General features: G+C 62.8%; 14 protein-coding genes. 8 read left to right on the forward strand and 6 right to left on the reverse strand.

What is annotated here, in order from left to right:
• The first annotated feature begins 72 nt into the window (after window positions 1-72).
• Genes GMET_RS13585 through GMET_RS13595 form a run of 3 tightly spaced genes read left to right on the forward strand, consistent with a single transcriptional unit; the run spans window position 73 to window position 4,651 of the window.
• On the forward strand, window positions 73-2,340 hold the full coding sequence (locus GMET_RS13585) for a hybrid sensor histidine kinase/response regulator (protein WP_004511750.1): 2,268 nt from the start codon (window positions 73-75) through the stop codon (window positions 2,338-2,340).
• 21 nt (window positions 2,341-2,361) lie between these two features.
• Window positions 2,362-3,405 carry a chemotaxis-specific protein-glutamate methyltransferase CheB gene (gene cheB / locus GMET_RS13590; RefSeq protein WP_004511749.1) on the forward strand — a complete coding sequence of 348 codons (1,044 nt, stop codon included), beginning with the start codon at window positions 2,362-2,364 and terminating at the stop codon, window positions 3,403-3,405.
• A gap of 1 nt (window position 3,406) precedes the next feature.
• Window positions 3,407-4,651, forward strand: coding sequence for a response regulator (locus GMET_RS13595; RefSeq protein ID WP_004511748.1), 1,245 nt, complete (start codon window positions 3,407-3,409; stop codon window positions 4,649-4,651).
• On the opposite strand, the gene GMET_RS13600 is transcribed toward GMET_RS13595, so the two are convergent.
• The gene (locus GMET_RS13600; protein ID WP_004511747.1) at window positions 4,652-6,025 is read right to left on the reverse strand and encodes a S41 family peptidase; all 1,374 of its coding nucleotides are present in this window, start codon (window positions 6,023-6,025) and stop codon (window positions 4,652-4,654) included.
• A gap of 254 nt (window positions 6,026-6,279) precedes the next feature.
• Between GMET_RS13600 and GMET_RS13605 the strand changes: the two genes are divergently transcribed.
• Window positions 6,280-7,236, forward strand: a complete 957-nt coding sequence (locus tag GMET_RS13605) for an HD-GYP domain-containing protein (RefSeq protein ID WP_004511746.1) — start codon at window positions 6,280-6,282, stop codon at window positions 7,234-7,236.
• A gap of 90 nt (window positions 7,237-7,326) precedes the next feature.
• Here GMET_RS13605 and GMET_RS13610 read toward each other — a convergent pair whose 3' ends face one another.
• The 4 genes from GMET_RS13610 to GMET_RS13625 form a co-directional block, all read right to left on the reverse strand.
• Window positions 7,327-8,637 carry an NCS2 family permease gene (locus GMET_RS13610; RefSeq protein ID WP_004511745.1) on the reverse strand — a complete coding sequence of 437 codons (1,311 nt, stop codon included), beginning with the start codon at window positions 8,635-8,637 and terminating at the stop codon, window positions 7,327-7,329.
• 96 nt (window positions 8,638-8,733) lie between these two features.
• Entirely contained in the window at window positions 8,734-9,291 is a 558-nt protein-coding gene (locus GMET_RS13615) for a hypoxanthine-guanine phosphoribosyltransferase (protein ID WP_004511744.1), read from the reverse strand.
• A 57-nt stretch (window positions 9,292-9,348) separates the two neighbouring features.
• Window positions 9,349-11,154: a DNA helicase RecQ gene (gene recQ, locus GMET_RS13620; RefSeq protein WP_004511743.1), complete on the reverse strand. Its 1,806-nt coding sequence runs from the start codon at window positions 11,152-11,154 to the stop codon at window positions 9,349-9,351.
• Window positions 11,151-12,029, reverse strand: a complete 879-nt coding sequence (locus tag GMET_RS13625; RefSeq protein ID WP_004511742.1) for a formylglycine-generating enzyme family protein — start codon at window positions 12,027-12,029, stop codon at window positions 11,151-11,153. The genes recQ and GMET_RS13625 overlap by 4 nt, the downstream gene beginning before the upstream one ends.
• Window positions 12,030-12,442: 413 nt before the next feature.
• On the opposite strand from GMET_RS13625, the gene GMET_RS13630 reads away from it, so the two are divergent.
• From GMET_RS13630 to GMET_RS13640, 3 genes are read left to right on the forward strand one after another with little or no spacing between them, the layout of a single operon-like run.
• Entirely contained in the window at window positions 12,443-12,688 is a 246-nt protein-coding gene (locus GMET_RS13630) for a DUF4911 domain-containing protein (RefSeq protein WP_004511741.1), read from the forward strand.
• Window positions 12,681-14,063, forward strand: a complete 1,383-nt coding sequence (locus tag GMET_RS13635) for a TldD/PmbA family protein (RefSeq protein WP_004511740.1) — start codon at window positions 12,681-12,683, stop codon at window positions 14,061-14,063. The genes GMET_RS13630 and GMET_RS13635 overlap by 8 nt, the downstream gene beginning before the upstream one ends.
• Window positions 14,064-14,089: 26 nt before the next feature.
• On the forward strand, window positions 14,090-16,150 hold the full coding sequence (locus GMET_RS13640) for a diguanylate cyclase (protein ID WP_004511739.1): 2,061 nt from the start codon (window positions 14,090-14,092) through the stop codon (window positions 16,148-16,150).
• Between the two features lie 109 nt (window positions 16,151-16,259).
• On the opposite strand, the gene GMET_RS13645 is transcribed toward GMET_RS13640, so the two are convergent.
• Window positions 16,260-16,775: a peptidylprolyl isomerase gene (locus GMET_RS13645; RefSeq protein ID WP_004511738.1), complete on the reverse strand. Its 516-nt coding sequence runs from the start codon at window positions 16,773-16,775 to the stop codon at window positions 16,260-16,262.
• Window positions 16,776-17,084: 309 nt separating this feature from the next.
• On the opposite strand from GMET_RS13645, the gene GMET_RS13650 reads away from it, so the two are divergent.
• On the forward strand, window positions 17,085-17,603 hold the full coding sequence (locus tag GMET_RS13650) for a peroxiredoxin (protein WP_202943498.1): 519 nt from the start codon (window positions 17,085-17,087) through the stop codon (window positions 17,601-17,603).
• The last annotated feature ends 57 nt before the right edge of the window (window positions 17,604-17,660 follow it).

The raw sequence follows: 17,660 nt of genomic DNA on the forward strand, positions 1-17,660 counted from the left end.
GCAATCTTGTATTCACCCGTGCGCCGACGCGCTTCAGCGCACAGGCACTGGTCGCCCCTACATGGAACACCCATGGATAAAGACTTTCTGAAAAAACTTCTGGCAACCTTCGCGGTCGAATCCAGGGAGCGCCTCGACGCCATCTCCACCACACTCGTGGAACTGGAGCAGAGCAGTTCCCCCGCGAGGGAGCTGGAGCTGATCGAGGCGCTCTTCAGGGAAACCCACAGCCTGAAAGGTGCTGCCCGCTCCGTCAATGCGGCGTCCATCGAGGCGGTGAGCCATGCCTTGGAGAACCTCTTCTCGGCCATGAAACGCCGGGAGGTGGAGCCGGTGCCGGAACTGTTCGATCTCCTCCACACGGCGGTCGACACGATAGGGGGACTACTCCCGTCCCTTGAAACCGGCCCCTCCACCACGGAAAAGGAGCGTCTCAAGGAGGTGGTGTTCCGCCTGCACCAGGCCCAGCGGGGCACCCTTCCCCCCCGTCCTCCGGCACCCGCTCCCCCCCCGGAACAGGAGGAACCCTCCCAGGCCGGGAAAGCGACAGCACCGCAGACCGTGAGAATAGCCACCGAGAAACTCGACACCCTTCTCCACCAGACCGAAGGGATGCTGACGGCGAAGCTGGCCGCGGCCCAAAGGGCGAAGGAGTTGCGTGGTGAACTCCAGGCGCTGGCCCTCTGGGAAAAGGAGTGGAAAAAGCTGCTGCCTTCATTGCGGCGCCTGCGCAGGGAGCTGAAAAGCGGGGCGAACAGCGGGACCGCTTCGGAGGGAAGCGATGCGCCCACCAGGAAACTCCTCGAATTCCTCGACTGGAATCAGGTGGTGGTCAAGATGACACGGTATCGGCTGAGCCGCCTGACCAGAGGGGCGGAGCACGACCTCATGCACCTGGGGGACATGGTGGAGAGCCTCCTGGGAGATGTGCGGGAGGCGCTGATGCTCCCCTTCTCGTCACTGCTGTCGCTCCTCCCGAAGCTCGTCCGCGACCTCTCCCGGGACCGGGGCAAGGAGGTGGAGCTGGTCGTGGAGGGGGAGGCCATCGAGATCGACCGGCGGGTCCTGGAGGAGATGAAGGACCCCTTCGTGCACCTGGTACGGAACTGCATCGACCACGGCATCGAACGCCCCGCGGAGCGGGAGCGGCAGGGGAAGCCCCCCCGCGGGAGGATCGCCATCACCGTCGCCCTCTCTGATAACAAGAGGGTCGAGATCGTCATTGCCGACGACGGGGCCGGCATCAACGTCATCCGCCTTCAGGAAGCGGCCGTGAAGCTGGGCCTTGTCTCCCTGGAAGGGGCGGAACAGGATGAGGGACAGGATCCCCTCTCCCTCATCTTCGCCTCGGGACTGTCAACGAGCCCTGTCATCGACGACATCTCGGGGAGGGGGCTCGGCCTCGCCATCGTGCGGGATAAAGTGGAGCGGCTCGGCGGAACCATCGCCGTCGAAAGCGAGGCGGGACTCGGGACCACCTTCCGCATCACCCTCCCCCTGACCCTCTCCACCTTCAGGGGGGTGCTGGTCCGGGCGGGCGGCCACCTCTTCGTGCTGCCGACCACCGACGTGGAGCGCGTGGCCCGGAAAGGGAGAACGGCCATCGCCACCGTTGAAAACCGGGAAACCATCGAACTGGACGGCCGAACTCTCTCCTTTGCCAGATTGAGCGACGTCCTGGAGCTTCCGCGCACGGAAAGGGGCGATGGAGACGGGGAGCACCTCTCCTTCTTCGTCCTCCCCACCGAGCACGGGGGAATCGCCTTCGGGGTGGACGAGGTCGTGGGGGAGCAGGAGGTGACGGTCAAGGGGCTCGGGCCTCAACTGCGCCGCGTGCGCAACATTGCCGGCGCCACGGTTCTGGGGAGCGGCAAGGTGGCGCCGATCCTGAACAGCAGCGACCTGGTAAAGTCGGCGGTCAGGGTCGCCGGGGCAGGCACCGTCACCGGCTACGCACCTCCTGCGGAGGAAGCGGCTCCGCGCTCGATCTTGGTCGTAGAGGATTCGATCACCGCCCGGACGCTCCTGAAGAACATCCTGGAAGCGGCAGGCTACCGGGTAAAAACCGCCGTGGACGGTGTCGACGCCCTGACGCTGCTCGGCACCGAGGATTTCGACCTGGTGGTCTCCGACGTGGACATGCCGCGCATGAACGGCTTCGAGTTGACCGGAAGGATCCGTGAATCACGGCAGCTGGCCGAGCTGCCGGTGGTGCTGGTAACTTCCCTCGACTCCCGCGAGGACCGGGAACGGGGGGTCGATGCCGGGGCAAACGCCTATATCGTGAAGAGCAGTTTCGACCAGAGCAATCTGCTGGATGCCATACGGAGGCTGATTTGAGCTGTGGAGTAAGAGGCTGAGATGGTGAAGGTTCTCATTGTGGACGACTCGGCGAGCGTGCGGCTGTTCCTTCAGGGGCTGCTCGCCGCCGACCCGGGGATAGAGGTGATCGGCACCGCGGCGGACGGGGATGAAGCTGTCGAAGCGGTGGCGCGGCTGAATCCCGACGTGGTAACCATGGACATCTACATGCCGCGGATGAACGGCCTGCTCGCCACCCGCCGGATCATGGAAACCCACCCGGTCCCCATCGTCGTGGTGAGCGGAAACCTTGACGCCGAGGAAGTCGCCTCGACCTTCCGTGCCATAGAGGCGGGGGCCGTCACCGCCCTGCCGCGCCCCCAGGGCCCCGGCCATCCGAACCACGAGCGGGAAGCCAGGTCCTTCGTCCAGGCCGTGAAGCTGATGGCTGAAGTCAAGGTGATAAAGCGGTGGCCCCGACGCGACAACCCGGCCTCCCTCCCTTCTTTGCCATGCCAGGCGATGGTTCCGGCGCGGCTCAAGGCGGTAGCCATCGGCGCTTCGACCGGCGGGCCCATGGTTCTCCAGACCATTCTTGCCGGTCTGCGAAGGGATTTCCCGCTGCCGGTCCTCATCGTCCAGCACATGGCCACGGGCTTCATCAAGGGATTTGTCGAGTGGCTCAACCTCACCTCGGCCCTGCCGGTGCACATTGCCGGCAACGGCGACCGACTCATCCCCGGCCACGCCTACGTGGCGCCGGACTGTTTTCACATGCTCGTGACCGAAGACGGAACTGCAATCGAGTTGCAGAACACCCCCCCGGAAAACGGCCTCCGACCATCGGTCTCTGCCCTCTTCCGCTCCGTGACGCAGGCTTTTGGCGCCCAGACGGTCGGTGTGCTCCTCACCGGCATGGGAAGCGACGGCGCCAGGGAACTGAAGCGCTTACGCGAGGCCGGAGCCGTCACCATCGTGCAGGACCGGGAAAGCTCCGTCATTCACGGAATGCCGGGCGAGGCCCTGAAACTGGGGGCAGCGACCCACACGCTCCCTCCCGACCGGATCGTGACCGCCCTTACCAGCCTGGCTATGGAGAAGTGACATGGGAGCAACCACGGAACAAAGCAACGGCAACATCCTCATCATCGAAGACAGCCCCACCCAGTCAGCACAACTTCGCCACATCATGGAAACGAACGGCTACCACGTCATTTCGGCCTGCAACGGCAGGGAGGCCCTGGCGCTCCTTTCCGGGCAGACACCTTCTCTTATCATCAGCGACGTCATCATGCCGGGAATCGACGGCTATGAGCTGTGCCGCAGGATCAAGGAACGGGAAGATTCCAGGAACATACCCGTCATCCTCCTGACCTCCCTTTCCGATCCCCATGATGTCATCAGGGGGCTCGAGTGCGGCGCCGACAATTTCATCACCAAGCCCTGCAACGAGAAGCACCTTCTCTCCCGTGTCAGCTACCTGCTGGAAAGCCGGAATCCATGCCAGATCGAAGCGCGATCAGGCCTTGAAATCCTCTTCGGCGGAGAACGCTACTGCATAACCGCGGACCGCAGGCAGATCCTCGACCTCCTCCTCTGCACCTACGAAACCGCCATTCAGAAGAATGACGCACTGATCAGGGCGCAGGACGAACTGAGCCGGCTCAACCAGCAACTCGAAACCACGAACCGTGAGCTGGAGGCATTCAACTACACGGTTTCCCACGACCTCCGCTCCCCCCTGACAAACATCAGCGGCTACTGCCAGGTGCTTCAGGAACTCCACGGCGACACCCTTGATCCTACCTGCCAGGATTACATCCAGGAAATATATCGGGCGACCATGCGGATGAACGACCTGATCGGCGACCTGATGGAATTTTCGCGGCTGAACCACCAGGAACTGCAGCGGCAGGAGGTGAATCTCAGCACCATGGCCCGCATCATTGCCGTGGAACTGAAATCGAAAGACAGGGAGCGGCGGGTCGAGTTCAGAATCGCCGATGGAATCGTCGGCAACGGGGACTCGCGGCTGCTGCAACTGGTGCTGGTGAACCTCCTGGGGAATGCCTGGAAGTACACCGGCAAAAAGGAGAACGCCGTGATCGAGTTCGGCGTCACCAATACTGAGGGGAAAGAGGTCTACTTCGTCCGCGACAACGGAGCAGGCTTCGACATGGCCGAGGCCCACCGCCTTTTCGGCACCTTTCAGCGCCTGCACAGCAAGCAGGAGTTCGAAGGAACCGGCATCGGCCTTGCCACGGTTCAGCGCATCATCCAGCGGCATGGGGGAAGTATCCGGGGCGAGGGAGAGGTCGGAAAGGGAGCAACCTTTTACTTCACGCTGTAATTACTTGATCCCCCCCGCCACCTTCTGCAGCACCTCCCAGCTCTTCAGGAGATCCAGGGCACGGGCGAGCTGAAAGTCCTTCTTCGCATCATCCTCCGGCCCAACGGCGTGCCGTGCGGGTTGCCCCTTTTTCCCACTCTCCTCGTTCTTTTCAATCGGCCCCTTTGCGGGAACCGCGTCCTTCCCTCCCCCCAGGTGATTGTCCAGATCCTTCTCGTGGAAGTCCTCCCGCCTGTCCTTGGTCACGCTCTTCAGTTCGGCATTCTCCACGATGACGTCGGGTATGATTCCCCTAGCCTGGATGGAGCGCCCCTTGGGAGTGTAGTAGAGGGCCGTGGTGAGCTTGAGCCCGGCGCCGTCCTTCATGGGGATTACGGTCTGGACCGACCCCTTGCCGAAGCTGGGGGTTCCCATGATGACAGCCCGGCCATAGTCCTGCAGCGCGCCGGCCACGATCTCCGAGGCACTGGCGCTGCCGCTGTTGATGAGCACCACCAGGGGATACGGGGGTTCCTTCTCGCCGACGGTGGCACTGAAACGCCGCTTGGCGAACTCCTCGCGCCCCTCGGTGTAGACGATGAGGCCATTGTCGAGCCGCTCACCCACGAAGCGGCCGGCCACCGCCACCGCCACCTCCAGAAGCCCGCCGGGGTTGTTGCGCAGGTCGAGCACGAGCCCCTTGAGAGTACCGCCGTTCTCGGCCCTGAGGTTCCGCAGGGCATTGGCGAAATCCTCTCCGGTCCGCTCCTGGAAGTGGCTGATCCGCACATAGCCGTACCCGGGCTCCAGGCTCCTGGCCTTGAGGCTCTTGGTCTGGATAATGTCCCGCACGAGGGGAAACTCCCGGGGCTCCGTTTCGCCATTGCGCAGGATCGTGAGAGTCACCTTCGTCCCCCGCTCCCCCCGCATTTTTTTCACCGCCTGAACGATGGTGAGGTCGCGGGTGGGGGTGCCGTCGATCTTCCAGATATGGTCTCCGGCCTTGATGCCGGCCCGCCAGGCGGGGGTATCCTCAATGGGTGAAATAACCGTGAGCTTTCCCTCCTTCAGGGCAATCTCGATACCGAGGCCGCCGAAAGAGCCGGATATCTCCACCTTCATCTCCGAGAACGGCTCGGGAGGTAGATAGGCACTGTGGGGATCGAGGGCGGCGAGCATCCCGTTGACGGCCCCTTCCAGAAGCTTCTTCCGGTCCACCCTCTCCACGTAGTTCTCTTCCACTTGGCGGAGCACTTCGGCCAAAAGCTTCAGGGAAGCCACCCCTTCACGGTCGGGGGCGGTTGCGGCAAGCCGCCAGAGGGTGGCACCGCCGAAGGCGAGGCAGGCAATCACAGCCATGAGTCCCAGGGTAATCTTCGTTCTCGTCTGCACCATCGAATCTCCATCCGTCGGCGGCACCGGCTGCCAGCTGCGGCCGAACCGGCATAATGACACCTACTGTAGTGCCCCGGTCTTCTCTTGTCAATCGCCGGGACCGGAGACGGAAGAAATTCGGCAGAGGCAACCGAAGGCGCCATCCCTCAAGAAATTCAGCCGGTTGCGCGACACTCTCATTAATCAATGAAACCCTTGACAAATCAACATACTGTGCGTTTCAATAGCCCCATGAATATATCAGGGACCCTTCCATGAAAAGCCGTTTCTACAGACCCCTTTCCCTCGCATCCGTCTCACCCTCCTACTTCCCGGAAATCGCCCTCTACGTCAGGAACAGCGGCAATTACATCCTGTACAAGAACCATGACCGGCAGTTCACGGAGGAGGACCGGCACCGGCTCGAACGGACCAACACCTCATTCCTCTACGTGAGAAGCGGCGACATGGACGCGGTGACCGAATACCTTGAACAGAACCTGGACACCCTCCTGGCGCGGGACGACATCGACAGCAACGCCAAGGGGACCATCCTCTACCAGACCGCCGCCAACTACGTCACTGACGTCTTTGATGAACCGGGCAAGACCGCGGATATCATCCGCTGCCGGAGCCTGATCCGCCACCTCATGAAGTACGTGGCGGGGCACGAAGACGCCCTGAAGGCGCTCCAGGCCATCACGTCCCAGAACTACTACATCTTCACCCACAGCGTCCAGGTGGCCGCCCTGATGATGCTGGTCCACGACCGGCTTTTCCGCTTGAACCAGGACGAAATGATTGACGTGGGGATCGGCTCCCTCCTCCACGACGTGGGAATGGTCTTCTTGTCCGGCCAACTCCTCGACAAACCGGACGCCCTGGCCGCTATCGAGTACCACAAGGCGAAGCAGCATGCCCAGAAGGGATACGAGCATCTGCAAAGCGCCGGCACCCTGAGCGAGGTTTCGCTGACCATCGTGCGGCACCATCACGAAAAATACGACGGGAGCGGCTACCCCGCCGGCCTCAAGGGGGACGACATCCCCCGCAGCGCCCAACTGGCGGCCCTCTGCGACACCTACTGCGCCATGACCACCGACCGTCCCAAGCACACCGCCCTCCCCGGCGCGGAAGCCCTCCGGATCATGGAAGACGAGGTGGGAGGCGCTTTCAGCCCGGATTTGTTCTATCGTTTTGCGGACGTGGTCAAAGGGAAAGGTAAAGCCTGAGGGAATCCTCCGAGACTGCCACACGCGACAGCACCATGACTCTCCAAAACTTAAAGGCCCGCACTTGGCGGGCCTTTTTGCGTTGTCTGTTCACATCTTAGGAAAGAACACAAAGAGCGACACCGCCAGGAGCGCCAGCACCCACATGCCGGCCGGCACCTCGCGCCCCCGGCCGGCTGCGGCCTTGAGGAGCGGATAGGTGAGGAGCCCCGTGCTCATGCCGACGCCGATGTTGTAGGTGAAAATCATGAGGACGATGGTGAGGAAGGCGGGAACCAGCTCGGTGAAGTCGTCGAATGCGATCCGCTTGATGGGCTCGATCATGAAGGAGCCGATGACGATGAGGGCAATGCCGTAGGCGTGGGAGGGGACGATGGTGAACAGCGGAGCGAAGAAGAGGGCCAGGAGGAAGAGCCCCGCCACGACGAGGGCCGTGAAACCGGTGCGCCCCCCCTCCTCGATGCCGGCGGCCGACTCGATGTAGGCGCCGGTGGTGGTGGTTCCCAAAAGCGGCGCCACGGTGGTGGCCAAGGCGTCGGCCAGCATCGGCTTCTCGATCTCGGGGAGGTTCCCGTGCTCGTCCAGGAGGTCGGCCCGCATGGAGAGGCCGATGAGGGTCCCCACCGTGTCCAGGAACGCCATGATGAAAATGGTGAGGACCACCGGAAAGAAACGGATCTCGAAGACGCTCCCGATATCCAGCTGGAAGAGGATCGGCGAGATGTCGGGGGGGAGGCTCACGAACTCCTTCGGCATGGGGGTCACGCCAAAGGCGATGGAGAGGGTTGTGGTGGCCACGATGCCGATCACAATGGCCCCGCGGACCTGCCGCGTCATAAGGAAGACGGTAAGAAGGTAGCCGAAGACCGCCAGGAGCACCGACGGCGCGGCAATGTTCCCCATCTTCACCGGCGCCCCGGCAACCCCCAGGGTGACGAGGCCGGTCTCATTGAGGCCGATGAAGGTGAGGAAGAGGCCTATCCCCACGGCAAAGGCGCACTTGAGGGAGAGGGGGATCGCCTCCGCCAGCCAGCTCCGGACCCTGAAGACCGTGAGGATGGAAAAGACGATGCCGGCCACGAAGACCGCGCCCATGGCCGTCTGCCAGGTATAACCGAGGGTCTTCACCACCGTGAAGGCGACAAAGGCGTTCTCGCTCATGTAGGGGGCGATGGCGAAGGGTCGGTTGGCCCACAGCGCCATGACCACGCAGCCGAAGACCGCGGCCAGGATGGTGGCCGTGGTCTGGGGCCCCCGCGGGATCCCCCCCGCCTCCAGTATGGCCGGGTTCACGATGATGATGTAGGCCATGGTCAGGAACGTGGTGATCCCGGCCACGGTCTCCTTCCGGAAGCTGGTACGGTAGTGGTCGAAACGGAAGAACGAAGCGATAGTTTTCATGTATGAAAAAAACCCCGAACAATTCCCCTCACCCGGCCTTGCGGCCACCCTCTCCCCCGGGGAGAGGGGTTGGGGGTGAGGGGCCGGTGCCGCGTTTCAGTACCCCTTGAGAGCGAAAATCCCCGGTGCGTTCCGCCAATACCCCTTGTAGTCCATGCCGAAGCCGAAGAGATAGCGATCCGGCGTCCTGAGCCCCACGAACTCGGGGACCAGGTCGGGACGGGCCTTGCGGTCATGCTCCTTGTCGATCAGCACGGCCGTCAGCACCTCCTTCGCCTCCATGCCCCGGCACCAGTCGGCAATGGCGCCCAGGGTCTCCCCCTCGTCCAGGATGTCGTCGATGATGAGGACGGTGCGGTCCTTCAGTTCCTTGGTCGGCCGCACCTTCCAGTCGAGGACGGTGCCGTAGAGCTTGTGGCCGTAACGGGTGGCGTGGAGGTACTCCGCCTCCAGGGGGAATTCCAGCTTCGGCAGGAGTTTGCCGGTAACGATGATCCCCCCCTTCATGACGCAGAAGACGACGGGGTTGGCATCGGCCAGCCGTGCGGTGATCTCCCGCGCCATCCGGTCGATGGTCTCTTCAACCTGGGGAGCGGTGTAGAGACAGTCGGCCTCCGCGTAGACTTGTTTTACCTCGTCGAGGGTGACGGACATGGGAACCTCCGGGCGTTGAAAATAGTGGAAATGAAAATTTCGCTCAGAAACAAATACTCACGAATTGTTCCGAATCGCCTCAAGAAACGCCGCGCCGTAGCGCCCGAGCTTCTGCTCCCCTACCCCGTTCACCCGCAGGAGGTCGTCCATGGTTGCGGGACGCAGGGTCGCCATCTCGACCAGCGTGGCGTCGCTGAAGATGACATAGGGGGGGACCTGCTGCTCGTCGGCCAGTCGCTTGCGGAGAGCCCTCAGCGCCTGGAAGAGATCCTCGTCCCTCTCGGCCAGCGATGCCACTACCCCCTTACGCTTCGGCTCCTTTTTGACCGGGGCAACCTTCACCCGGGGCTTCGCAAGGGTCAGGCTCACCTCCCCCCGCAACAGGGGACGGGCCGCCGGGGTCAGCTTCAGCACCGAATAGTTGGCCAGGTCCTGCTCCAGGTACCCGCGATGAATAAGCTGGCGGATGATGCTTCCCCACGCCTCGGCGGAGCGGTCCGCGCCGATGCCGTAGGTGGAGAGGCGATCGTGGCCCAGCTGCTGGATCCGCTCGTTTTTCGAGCCCCGCAGCACGTCGATCACATGCCCCATGCCGAAGCGCTGCCCCACCCGGTAGACGCAGGAGAGGGCCTTGCGGGCATCCTCGGTGGCGTCGAAGCTCTCGGGGGGATCGAGACAGAGATCGCAGTTGCCGCACGGCTCGGCAAGCCGCTCGCCGAAATAGCCCAGGAGCGCCTCCCGGCGGCAGGTGCCGGCCTCGGCGAACCCCACCATGGCGTTCAGCTTGTGGAGCTCGATCCGCACCTGTTCCGGATTGTTGCCGGACTCGATGAGGGAGCGGGAGACGGCAATATCTCCATAGCCGAAGAGAAGGAGCGCCTCGGCCGGCAGCCCGTCGCGCCCGGCCCGGCCCGTCTCCTGGTAGTAGCTCTCGATGTTCTTGGGAAGGTCGTAGTGGACCACGAACCGGACGTTGGGCTTGTCGATCCCCATGCCGAAGGCGACGGTGGCCACCACAACGCGGACATCATCCCGCAGGAACGCCTCCTGGACCCGGCCCCGCTCGCCGTCGGCCAGCCCCGCATGGTAGGCGGCCGCCTCGATGCCGGCATCCCGCAGCTTGCCGGCCACCTCCTCCACCCGCTTTCTGGAGAGGGCGTAGACGATGCCGGCATCCTGAGGGCGGTTCCCCAGAAACGCCAGGAGCTGGTGAAAGGGCTTCTGCTTATCGACCACGGTGTACCGGATGTTCGGCCGGTCGAAGCCGGTGACGTAGACCTGGGCGTCCCGAAGCCCCAGCCGGTCGATGATGTCGCTGCGGGTCTGGACGTCGGCGGTGGCGGTGAGGGCGATGACCGGCACGCCGGGGAAGAGCCCCCGCAGCCGCCCCAGCCCCACGTACTCGGGGCGGAAGTCGTGCCCCCACTGGGAAACGCAGTGGGCCTCGTCGATGGCGAAAAGGGCCACGGGGATCTCCCGGAGCCGCTCCAGAAAGGCGTCGGTCATGAGCCGCTCCGGCGCCACGTAGAGGAGATCCAGCTCGCCCGCGTGGAGCCGGGCCAGGACCTGCCGGGCCTCCCGCTCGCCCATGGCGGAATTGTAGGCCGCGGCCGCCACGCCGTTCTCCCGCAGCGTATCCACCTGGTCCTTCATGAGGGAGATGAGGGGAGAGACCACGATGCCGACGCCGGGACGGTGGATGGCCGGAATCTGGTAGCAGAGGGACTTTCCGCCCCCCGTCGGCATGAGGACAAAGGCATCGCCGCCGCCGATGAGACGGGTGACGATCTCCTCCTGGAAGGGGCGGAAGGTGCGGTAGCCGAAGACCGTCCGGAGGGTGTCGAGGGGATTGTTGGCGATCACAGTTCCCTCAGCACCCGAAAGCCGAGATAGACATACTGCCCATCGGGGGCGCCGCGTCCCCGGGCTGAGGAGCGGATGTAACGGACCTTGCTCCCGAAGGAGCCACCCCGCTGGACGCGGCGGGTGTCGTCGCCGCCGAGCCAGGGGGAGCCGTCAGTGGGAGCTCCGGTATAGCTGTCGTGCCAGGTGTCGAGGCACCATTCCCAGACGTTGCCTGCCGTATCGAAGAGGCCATAGGGATTCGCGGCGAAGGAGCCCGCCGGCGCACCCTTCTTGTTGTCCCACTTGCTGCCGCACCCCTTGCAGTTGGCCCTTTTTTCGCCGGCGGTTCCCCCCCACCAGAAGGGGGTATCCTTGCCGCCACGGGCCGCGAACTCCCACTCGGCCTCGCTGGGGAGCCGGTACTTCTGCCCCGTCTGCTCCGACAGCCACTTGGCATAGGCTACGGCATCCTCCCAGCTGACGTTCATGGCCGGCATCCGTCCCCGGCCCCAGTCCCGGGAGAGAGGACCGAACCAGCGACGGCCGTCCTTGGGCTTCTCCCGGCCGGTGGCATCGCAAAACCGGTCGTACTCCCCGAAGGTCACCTCATACTTCCCCATGGCGAAGGGGCGGGCGATTGATACCCAGTGGACCGGCTTCTCGTCGGGGTCGCCGCCGCCGAAGATGGCCCCCATCCGGAACTTGCCGGCGGGGATGACCACCATCTCGGGACCGGAGGAGCCATTCTTCAGGCGATCGCGGAAAACCGAGCCGGCCGCGGGGGGAGGCGAAGAAACTTTTGCCGCGGGTTTCACTTCGGCAGCCAATGGCGATACAATAACGAGAAATGCCAGGAGCGCCGCTCCCGTGGCCAGACGGTGGGTATTCATCATATCCGATACTCCTTTAGTTCTACTTATGTCACATTTTCCACCGCTAGTCCCCGGAAGGGGTGGAGCTCTCGCGGAGAAGCGATCCCCGCAAAAAACCACCTTAGGCACTAGCGGAGGGAAAGCCTCGGGAATAGCTGTTTACGTGCCACGAAGACCGGCTGGTGACGCTGGATCGGTTCGGAGCGAGAGTTCCACCCCTTCCGACACCGTGCGACAAAATAGAATTCAGATGAGGAAAAACTGGTTGCTGCAAACCGAACGCATTTTACGCGCCAGGGGCCCCGGAGGCAACGAATTTAACCCGCCGGGCTGCTAACCACCGAGTAATACAGCCATTGCAAAGCACACTTTTTTATGTTGTTTTTTAAGTACTTGCGTGTTAAAAAGTACAAATTATCATTCTCGGGAGCACCGTGTACCAGCCCACTGAAATCACCCGCTTTTTCCAGGTTCCGCGCCATGACCTCGCCTACCTGAAGTTCATCGTGGAAGCCTACGAAGGCCTTGCCACCCTCAGTACGGCTGACCGGAAAACCAGCACTGTCGTCATCACGTATAATAGTTATTTCGCGGGAACATTAGACGCCCTCCTCAAATCGCTCGGCACCGAAATTGCTATCAAAGAGGTGTCAGCCACGGAGTTTTCCAGCCATGCTTGACGGAATGAACCTGAGTGTCATCCTGCGCCGCGCCCTTGCGGGAGGCGGTGAATTCGCGGACATATACTACGAGGAGGGCTCAAGCACCTCCATTATCTGCGAAGACGGAAAGATTGAGAAAGTCCTCGCCGGCACCGATCGGGGGGTGGGGATCAGGGTCATCTCGGACCTGCGCACCGCCTACGCCTACACCAACGAGGTGACCGAAACGGCCCTCCTGGCGCTGGCTGAGACCGTGAGCAGGGCGGTAAAGGGAGAGCAGTTCGGCCGCGCCATCGACATGCGGACGAAGCTCGTTGGACCGGGCTTCCCCATCGAGATTCCGCCAGATAACGTACCACTTCAGGACAAAGTTGCGCTCGTGAACCGGGGCGACGCGGCGGCGCGCGGTTTCGACAAAAGAATACGCCAAGTTACGGCCGTCTACCGCGACGGCGCCGTCAAAACTCAGATCGCCAATTCGCTTGGTGATTTCACGGAGGCTCTCCGGACCGGCACCCTCTTCCTGACGCAAGTAGTGGCGGCGGACGGAGATGTAATCCAGACCGGGTACGAGCCCGTGGGTCGATTCATGGGTCACGAGATCTTCCGGGAGCGGAGCCCCGAGGAGGTTGCCCTGGCGGCTGCCCGGAGAGCCGTGATGATGCTCGGCGCCCGCAAGGCCCCCGGCGGGCTGATGCCGGTGGTCCTCTCTTCCGAGGCGGGGGGAACCATGGTCCACGAGGCCATCGGACACGGCCTCGAAGCGGACCTGGCCGGCAGCGGCATGTCGGTCTACACCGGCAAGGTGGGGGAGCAGGTGGCCTCGCCCCTGGTGACGGTCATCGACGACGCCACGATCCCCAACGCCCGGGGCTCCTTCTCCTTCGACGACGAGGGGACGCCGGCCCAGCGGACCGTGCTCGTGGAAAACGGCATCCTCAAGGGATACCTCTACGACCGTCTCTCCGCCATGAAGGACGGGTGCGCCTCCACCGGCAACGGCCGGCGGGAGGGATACCACGCAAAGCCCATCGTCCGGATGACCAACACCCTGATCGCGCCGGGGGAAAGCTCGCCGGAGGAGATCGTCCGAGGGGTCGAAAAGGGGCTCTTCGTCCGCAAGATGGGTGGCGGGCAGGTGAACACGGTTAACGGGGATTTCGTCTTCGAGGTTTCCGAGGGATACCTCATCGAAAACGGGGTGGTGACCGAACCGGTCCGGGGTGCGACCCTCACCGGCAACGGCCCCGACGTGCTGAAAAAGATCGTGAAGGTGGGAAGCGACCTGGGCTTCGGCATCGGCACCTGCGGCAAAGACGGCCAGGGGGTGCCGGTGTCCGATGCCCAGCCGACGCTGCTCATCGAGGAAATAACCGTGGGCGGAGCCGCCTGACCTTTGGAAGAAACGGGACAACTATCGTGCACCATGCTGAACTGACTACAATCCAGCCGGTGGAGCTGCTTGAGGTACTCAAATCGTACCCCTTCCTCGCGCCCTACCAGCTGACCTTCTGCGCCGAGACAGAAGGGGGAATGCCGCTCTACCGGTCCCTCTTCCCCGTCTGCGAGGCCATCGCCCAGAGCCTGCTCTGCGGCAAGGCCTGCCAGACGGCCGTGGAAGAGGCAGTCCAGAGGGCCATGGGCGAAAACAGGGCGGTGGTCTTCCGGTGTCAGACAGGACTCCTCAATTTTGCCGTGCCGCTCCGGGGGAGGGATATCCCCTTCACCTGCCTCATCGGCGGCGGAGTCAGGGAGAAAGATGTCGACCTGGCCCCCATGGAATCCCTCGCCCAGACAGACAGCGTGGACGCTGTTGCCCTTCTGGAAGAGTTGGAAAACCTCCCCGCCGTCACCGAGGAGGAGGTGGCCGAAACTGCCCGCAAGATTCACGAACTGCTTCCGACACTGCTCGGCCGGAACATCCACACCCTCATCTTCGAAAACACCATGCGGCGGCTCGCCTCCATCTCCGGGGTTGCCGGCGGCATCGACGCGGCAAAGACCGCCGACGAAGTCCTGGGGCTGTTGAGCGAGACCCTCGGCATCCTCTTCGATATCGGCCGGATCGCCATGCTCTCCCCCGAAGGAAGCAGCACATTCTCCATGAAGGGGCTCTGGGGGATGGAGCCCGACCTGGGAACCATGCCGGCGGCACGGGCGTTGTCGATCTTTCCCCGCAACCGGAAAGAGAACGTCGTCACCCTCGACGATGAGTGCCGGACCCTCTTCCCTGAAATCGCCGCCAATCAGGGGTTGTGCATCCGCTTCGCCTCCAACGGTGATTTTCTCGGCATCATGGTTCTCTTCGATGCGGCCATCACCCGCCGGGACAAGCTCCTCGTGCAACTGGTCGCCGACCGGGCCTCGGCGAAACTCCTGCGCCTGCGGGAGGAGGAAAAGCACTCCGCCGACAATGCCCAGGCAACCAAGCTCATGACCATGTTCACCGCCCTCTCCCGGGCCACCTCCAAGGAAGAGCTCAACGAGCAAATCCTCGCCATGGCGGCCGACCTGGCGGATGCCTCCAGCGGCTCCCTCATGTTCATCGACGAAAACGGCGAAAACCTCAAAATCGAGGCGGCCCTCGGCATGAACATGCAGCTGGCCCAGAGCATGGTGGTCCAGGTGGGGAGCGGCATTGCCGGCAAGGTGGCGGCCAGCGGCAACCCCCTCCTTGTGAACGACATCGAGAAGGACAAGCGGATCGGCATCCCCAACCGTCCCCGTTTCAAGACAAAGTCATTCGTCAGCATCCCCATCAAGCTCAGGGAGAGCGTCGCCGGCGTTCTGAACCTGTCGGACAAGAAGAATCAGGGGATTTTCACCGAGAATGACCTGAATCTGCTCATCACCTTCGCCGACCATGCCTCCATCATGATCGAGCGGGCCCTGTCCATCGAGCGGGCAGACTTCCTGGAACAGCTGTCAATCACTGACCCGCTGACTGGCCTCTACAACCGCCGCTTTCTCAAGCGTCGCATGGAAGAGGAACTGGCCCGGAGCATCCGGCAGAACCTCTCCCTCACCGTGATGCTCATCGACCTGGACAACTTCAAGATCTACAACGACCTCTGCGGCCACCTGGCCGGCGACCGGGCACTGAAGAAAATGGCACGGATCCTCTCCGACACCGCCCGGCAGATGGACGTGGTAACCCGCTACGGCGGGGAGGAGTTCTGCATCATCCTTCCCGGCACCTCCAAGAAGGAATCGCTCTTTGTGGCCGAGCGGATTCGGCGCGAGATCGAAGGGGAGGAGTTTTCACACGAGGAGAACCTCCCCCAGGGGCGCCTCACTGCCAGCATCGGCGTCTCCTCCTTCCCGGAGGACGGCAACGTCGAGGCAGTACTCGTCAAGGCCGCCGACGTGGCCCTCTACCGCGCCAAATCGGAGGGACGCAACCGGGTGGTTATCTCCGGCCCACCGCCGGCCGAGGAGGAACACGGCACCCGCCTCAAGACCGTCACTAATCTGCCATGAAAAAGGCCGCCCGATGACTCGGACGGCCTTTTTATCTACCCTCAACCTGCGCTATTTCCCCTCACCCGACCTTCGGCCACCCTCTCCCCAAGGGAGAGGGGCAGGGAGCCTACTCCACCACGGAAGCCTTGGTGATGAATACCGGCTCCACCGGCACATCGGAGTGGCCGGCCTTATTGCCGGTCTTCACCTGGGCAATGGCATCCACCGCATCCATCCCCTCCACAACCTGGCCGAACACGGCATAGCCGAACATATCAGGGGTTTTCCCCTTGTGATCGAGGAAGGCGTTATCCACCAGGTTGATGAAAAACTGGCAGGTGGCGCTGTCCACCACGGCGGTCCGGGCCATGGCCAGGGTTCCCCTGTTGTTCTTGAGACCGTTGGCGGCCTCGTTCTTGATGGCAAATTTGTATTTTTTCTGCTGCATATTCTCGTCGAGTCCGCCCCCCTGGACCATGAAATTCTTGATGACCCGGTGGAAGATGAGGCCGTCATAGAACCCTTCCTTCACGTAGGAGATGAAGTTGCGGACGGTGATGGGGGCCTTGTCCTTGAACAGTTCGACGGTGATGTTCCCCTGGGATGTCTCGATGACGACGCGGGGATTGGTTTCTTCGCCCATGGTGTGCTCCTTTCTCGATGAAAAATCGCTCTCTTGTACCACAAAAGCCGTGGCAGGAGAACCGTTTTCTGAATCACCCTGCCCACTTGCAACTTCCTTTGATGGGGATATGCTTGTGACGTTTCCGTCGTCAATAAATCCCACCAGGAGGTTCCCATGAACCGCATAACGGCACTACTCGCTGCAATCCTCGCCACCTCACTCTTTGCGGGCCCAGCCTGCGCCGCCCCCGAAAAAGCCGACGACATGACCAAGGCCACGGAGCTCATGGTCCAGCACCACAAGGGGATGGTCCGCACCGCTCCCGAGATGGCCAAGGTGGGGGAGCCGGCTCCGCCATTTACCCTCGATGCGGTGGTGGACAAGGAATTCAAGAAGGTGAGCCTGGGCGACTACCGGGGCAAGTGGGTGGTCCTCTTCTTCTACCCCGCCGACTTCACCTTTGTCTGCCCCACGGAGATCACCGGCTTCAACAAGGCCATGGATCGGTTCACGGAACTCAATGCCCAGCTTCTCGGCGCCTCCGTGGACAGCAAGTACTCTCACCTGGCCTGGATCAAGCGGGGGGACCTGGGCGACCTGAAGTACCCTCTCCTGGCCGACAACAAGAAAGAGGCGACGGCCCGCTATGGCATCCTCGACGAAAAGGAGGGGGTGGCACTGCGGGGGCTCTTCATCATCGACCCCAACGGTGTCCTCCAGTACCAGGTGGTGAACAACCTCTCGGTGGGACGGAGCGTGGATGAGACCCTCCGGGTGCTGGAAGCGCTCCAGACCGGCGAGCTCTGCCCCCTGGGGTGGAAACCGGGGGAGAAGACGATCAAATAAGCCTTATAAGCCTTCAATAACACGGAGAACCGGAGAACACGGAGTAGAATCAGTCAA

This window comes from Geobacter metallireducens GS-15, from assembly GCF_000012925.1.
Taxonomy (GTDB): domain Bacteria; phylum Desulfobacterota; class Desulfuromonadia; order Geobacterales; family Geobacteraceae; genus Geobacter; species Geobacter metallireducens.

Bases quoted from the DNA above. Each gene is read 5' to 3' on its own strand.
- GMET_RS13585 (WP_004511750.1), top strand. From the start codon at position 73: ATGGATAAAGACTTTCTGAAAAAACTTCTGGCAACCTTCGCGGTCGAA.
- cheB (WP_004511749.1), top strand. From the start codon at position 2,362: ATGGTGAAGGTTCTCATTGTGGACGACTCGGCGAGCGTGCGGCTGTTC.
- GMET_RS13595 (WP_004511748.1), top strand. From the start codon at position 3,407: ATGGGAGCAACCACGGAACAAAGCAACGGCAACATCCTCATCATCGAA.
- GMET_RS13600 (WP_004511747.1), bottom strand. From the start codon at position 6,025: ATGGTGCAGACGAGAACGAAGATTACCCTGGGACTCATGGCTGTGATT.
- GMET_RS13605 (WP_004511746.1), top strand. From the start codon at position 6,280: ATGAAAAGCCGTTTCTACAGACCCCTTTCCCTCGCATCCGTCTCACCC.
- GMET_RS13610 (WP_004511745.1), bottom strand. From the start codon at position 8,637: ATGAAAACTATCGCTTCGTTCTTCCGTTTCGACCACTACCGTACCAGC.
- GMET_RS13615 (WP_004511744.1), bottom strand. From the start codon at position 9,291: ATGTCCGTCACCCTCGACGAGGTAAAACAAGTCTACGCGGAGGCCGAC.
- GMET_RS13625 (WP_004511742.1), bottom strand. From the start codon at position 12,029: ATGATGAATACCCACCGTCTGGCCACGGGAGCGGCGCTCCTGGCATTT.
- GMET_RS13635 (WP_004511740.1), top strand. From the start codon at position 12,681: ATGCTTGACGGAATGAACCTGAGTGTCATCCTGCGCCGCGCCCTTGCG.
- GMET_RS13645 (WP_004511738.1), bottom strand. From the start codon at position 16,775: ATGGGCGAAGAAACCAATCCCCGCGTCGTCATCGAGACATCCCAGGGG.
- GMET_RS13650 (WP_202943498.1), top strand. From the start codon at position 17,085: ATGGCCAAGGTGGGGGAGCCGGCTCCGCCATTTACCCTCGATGCGGTG.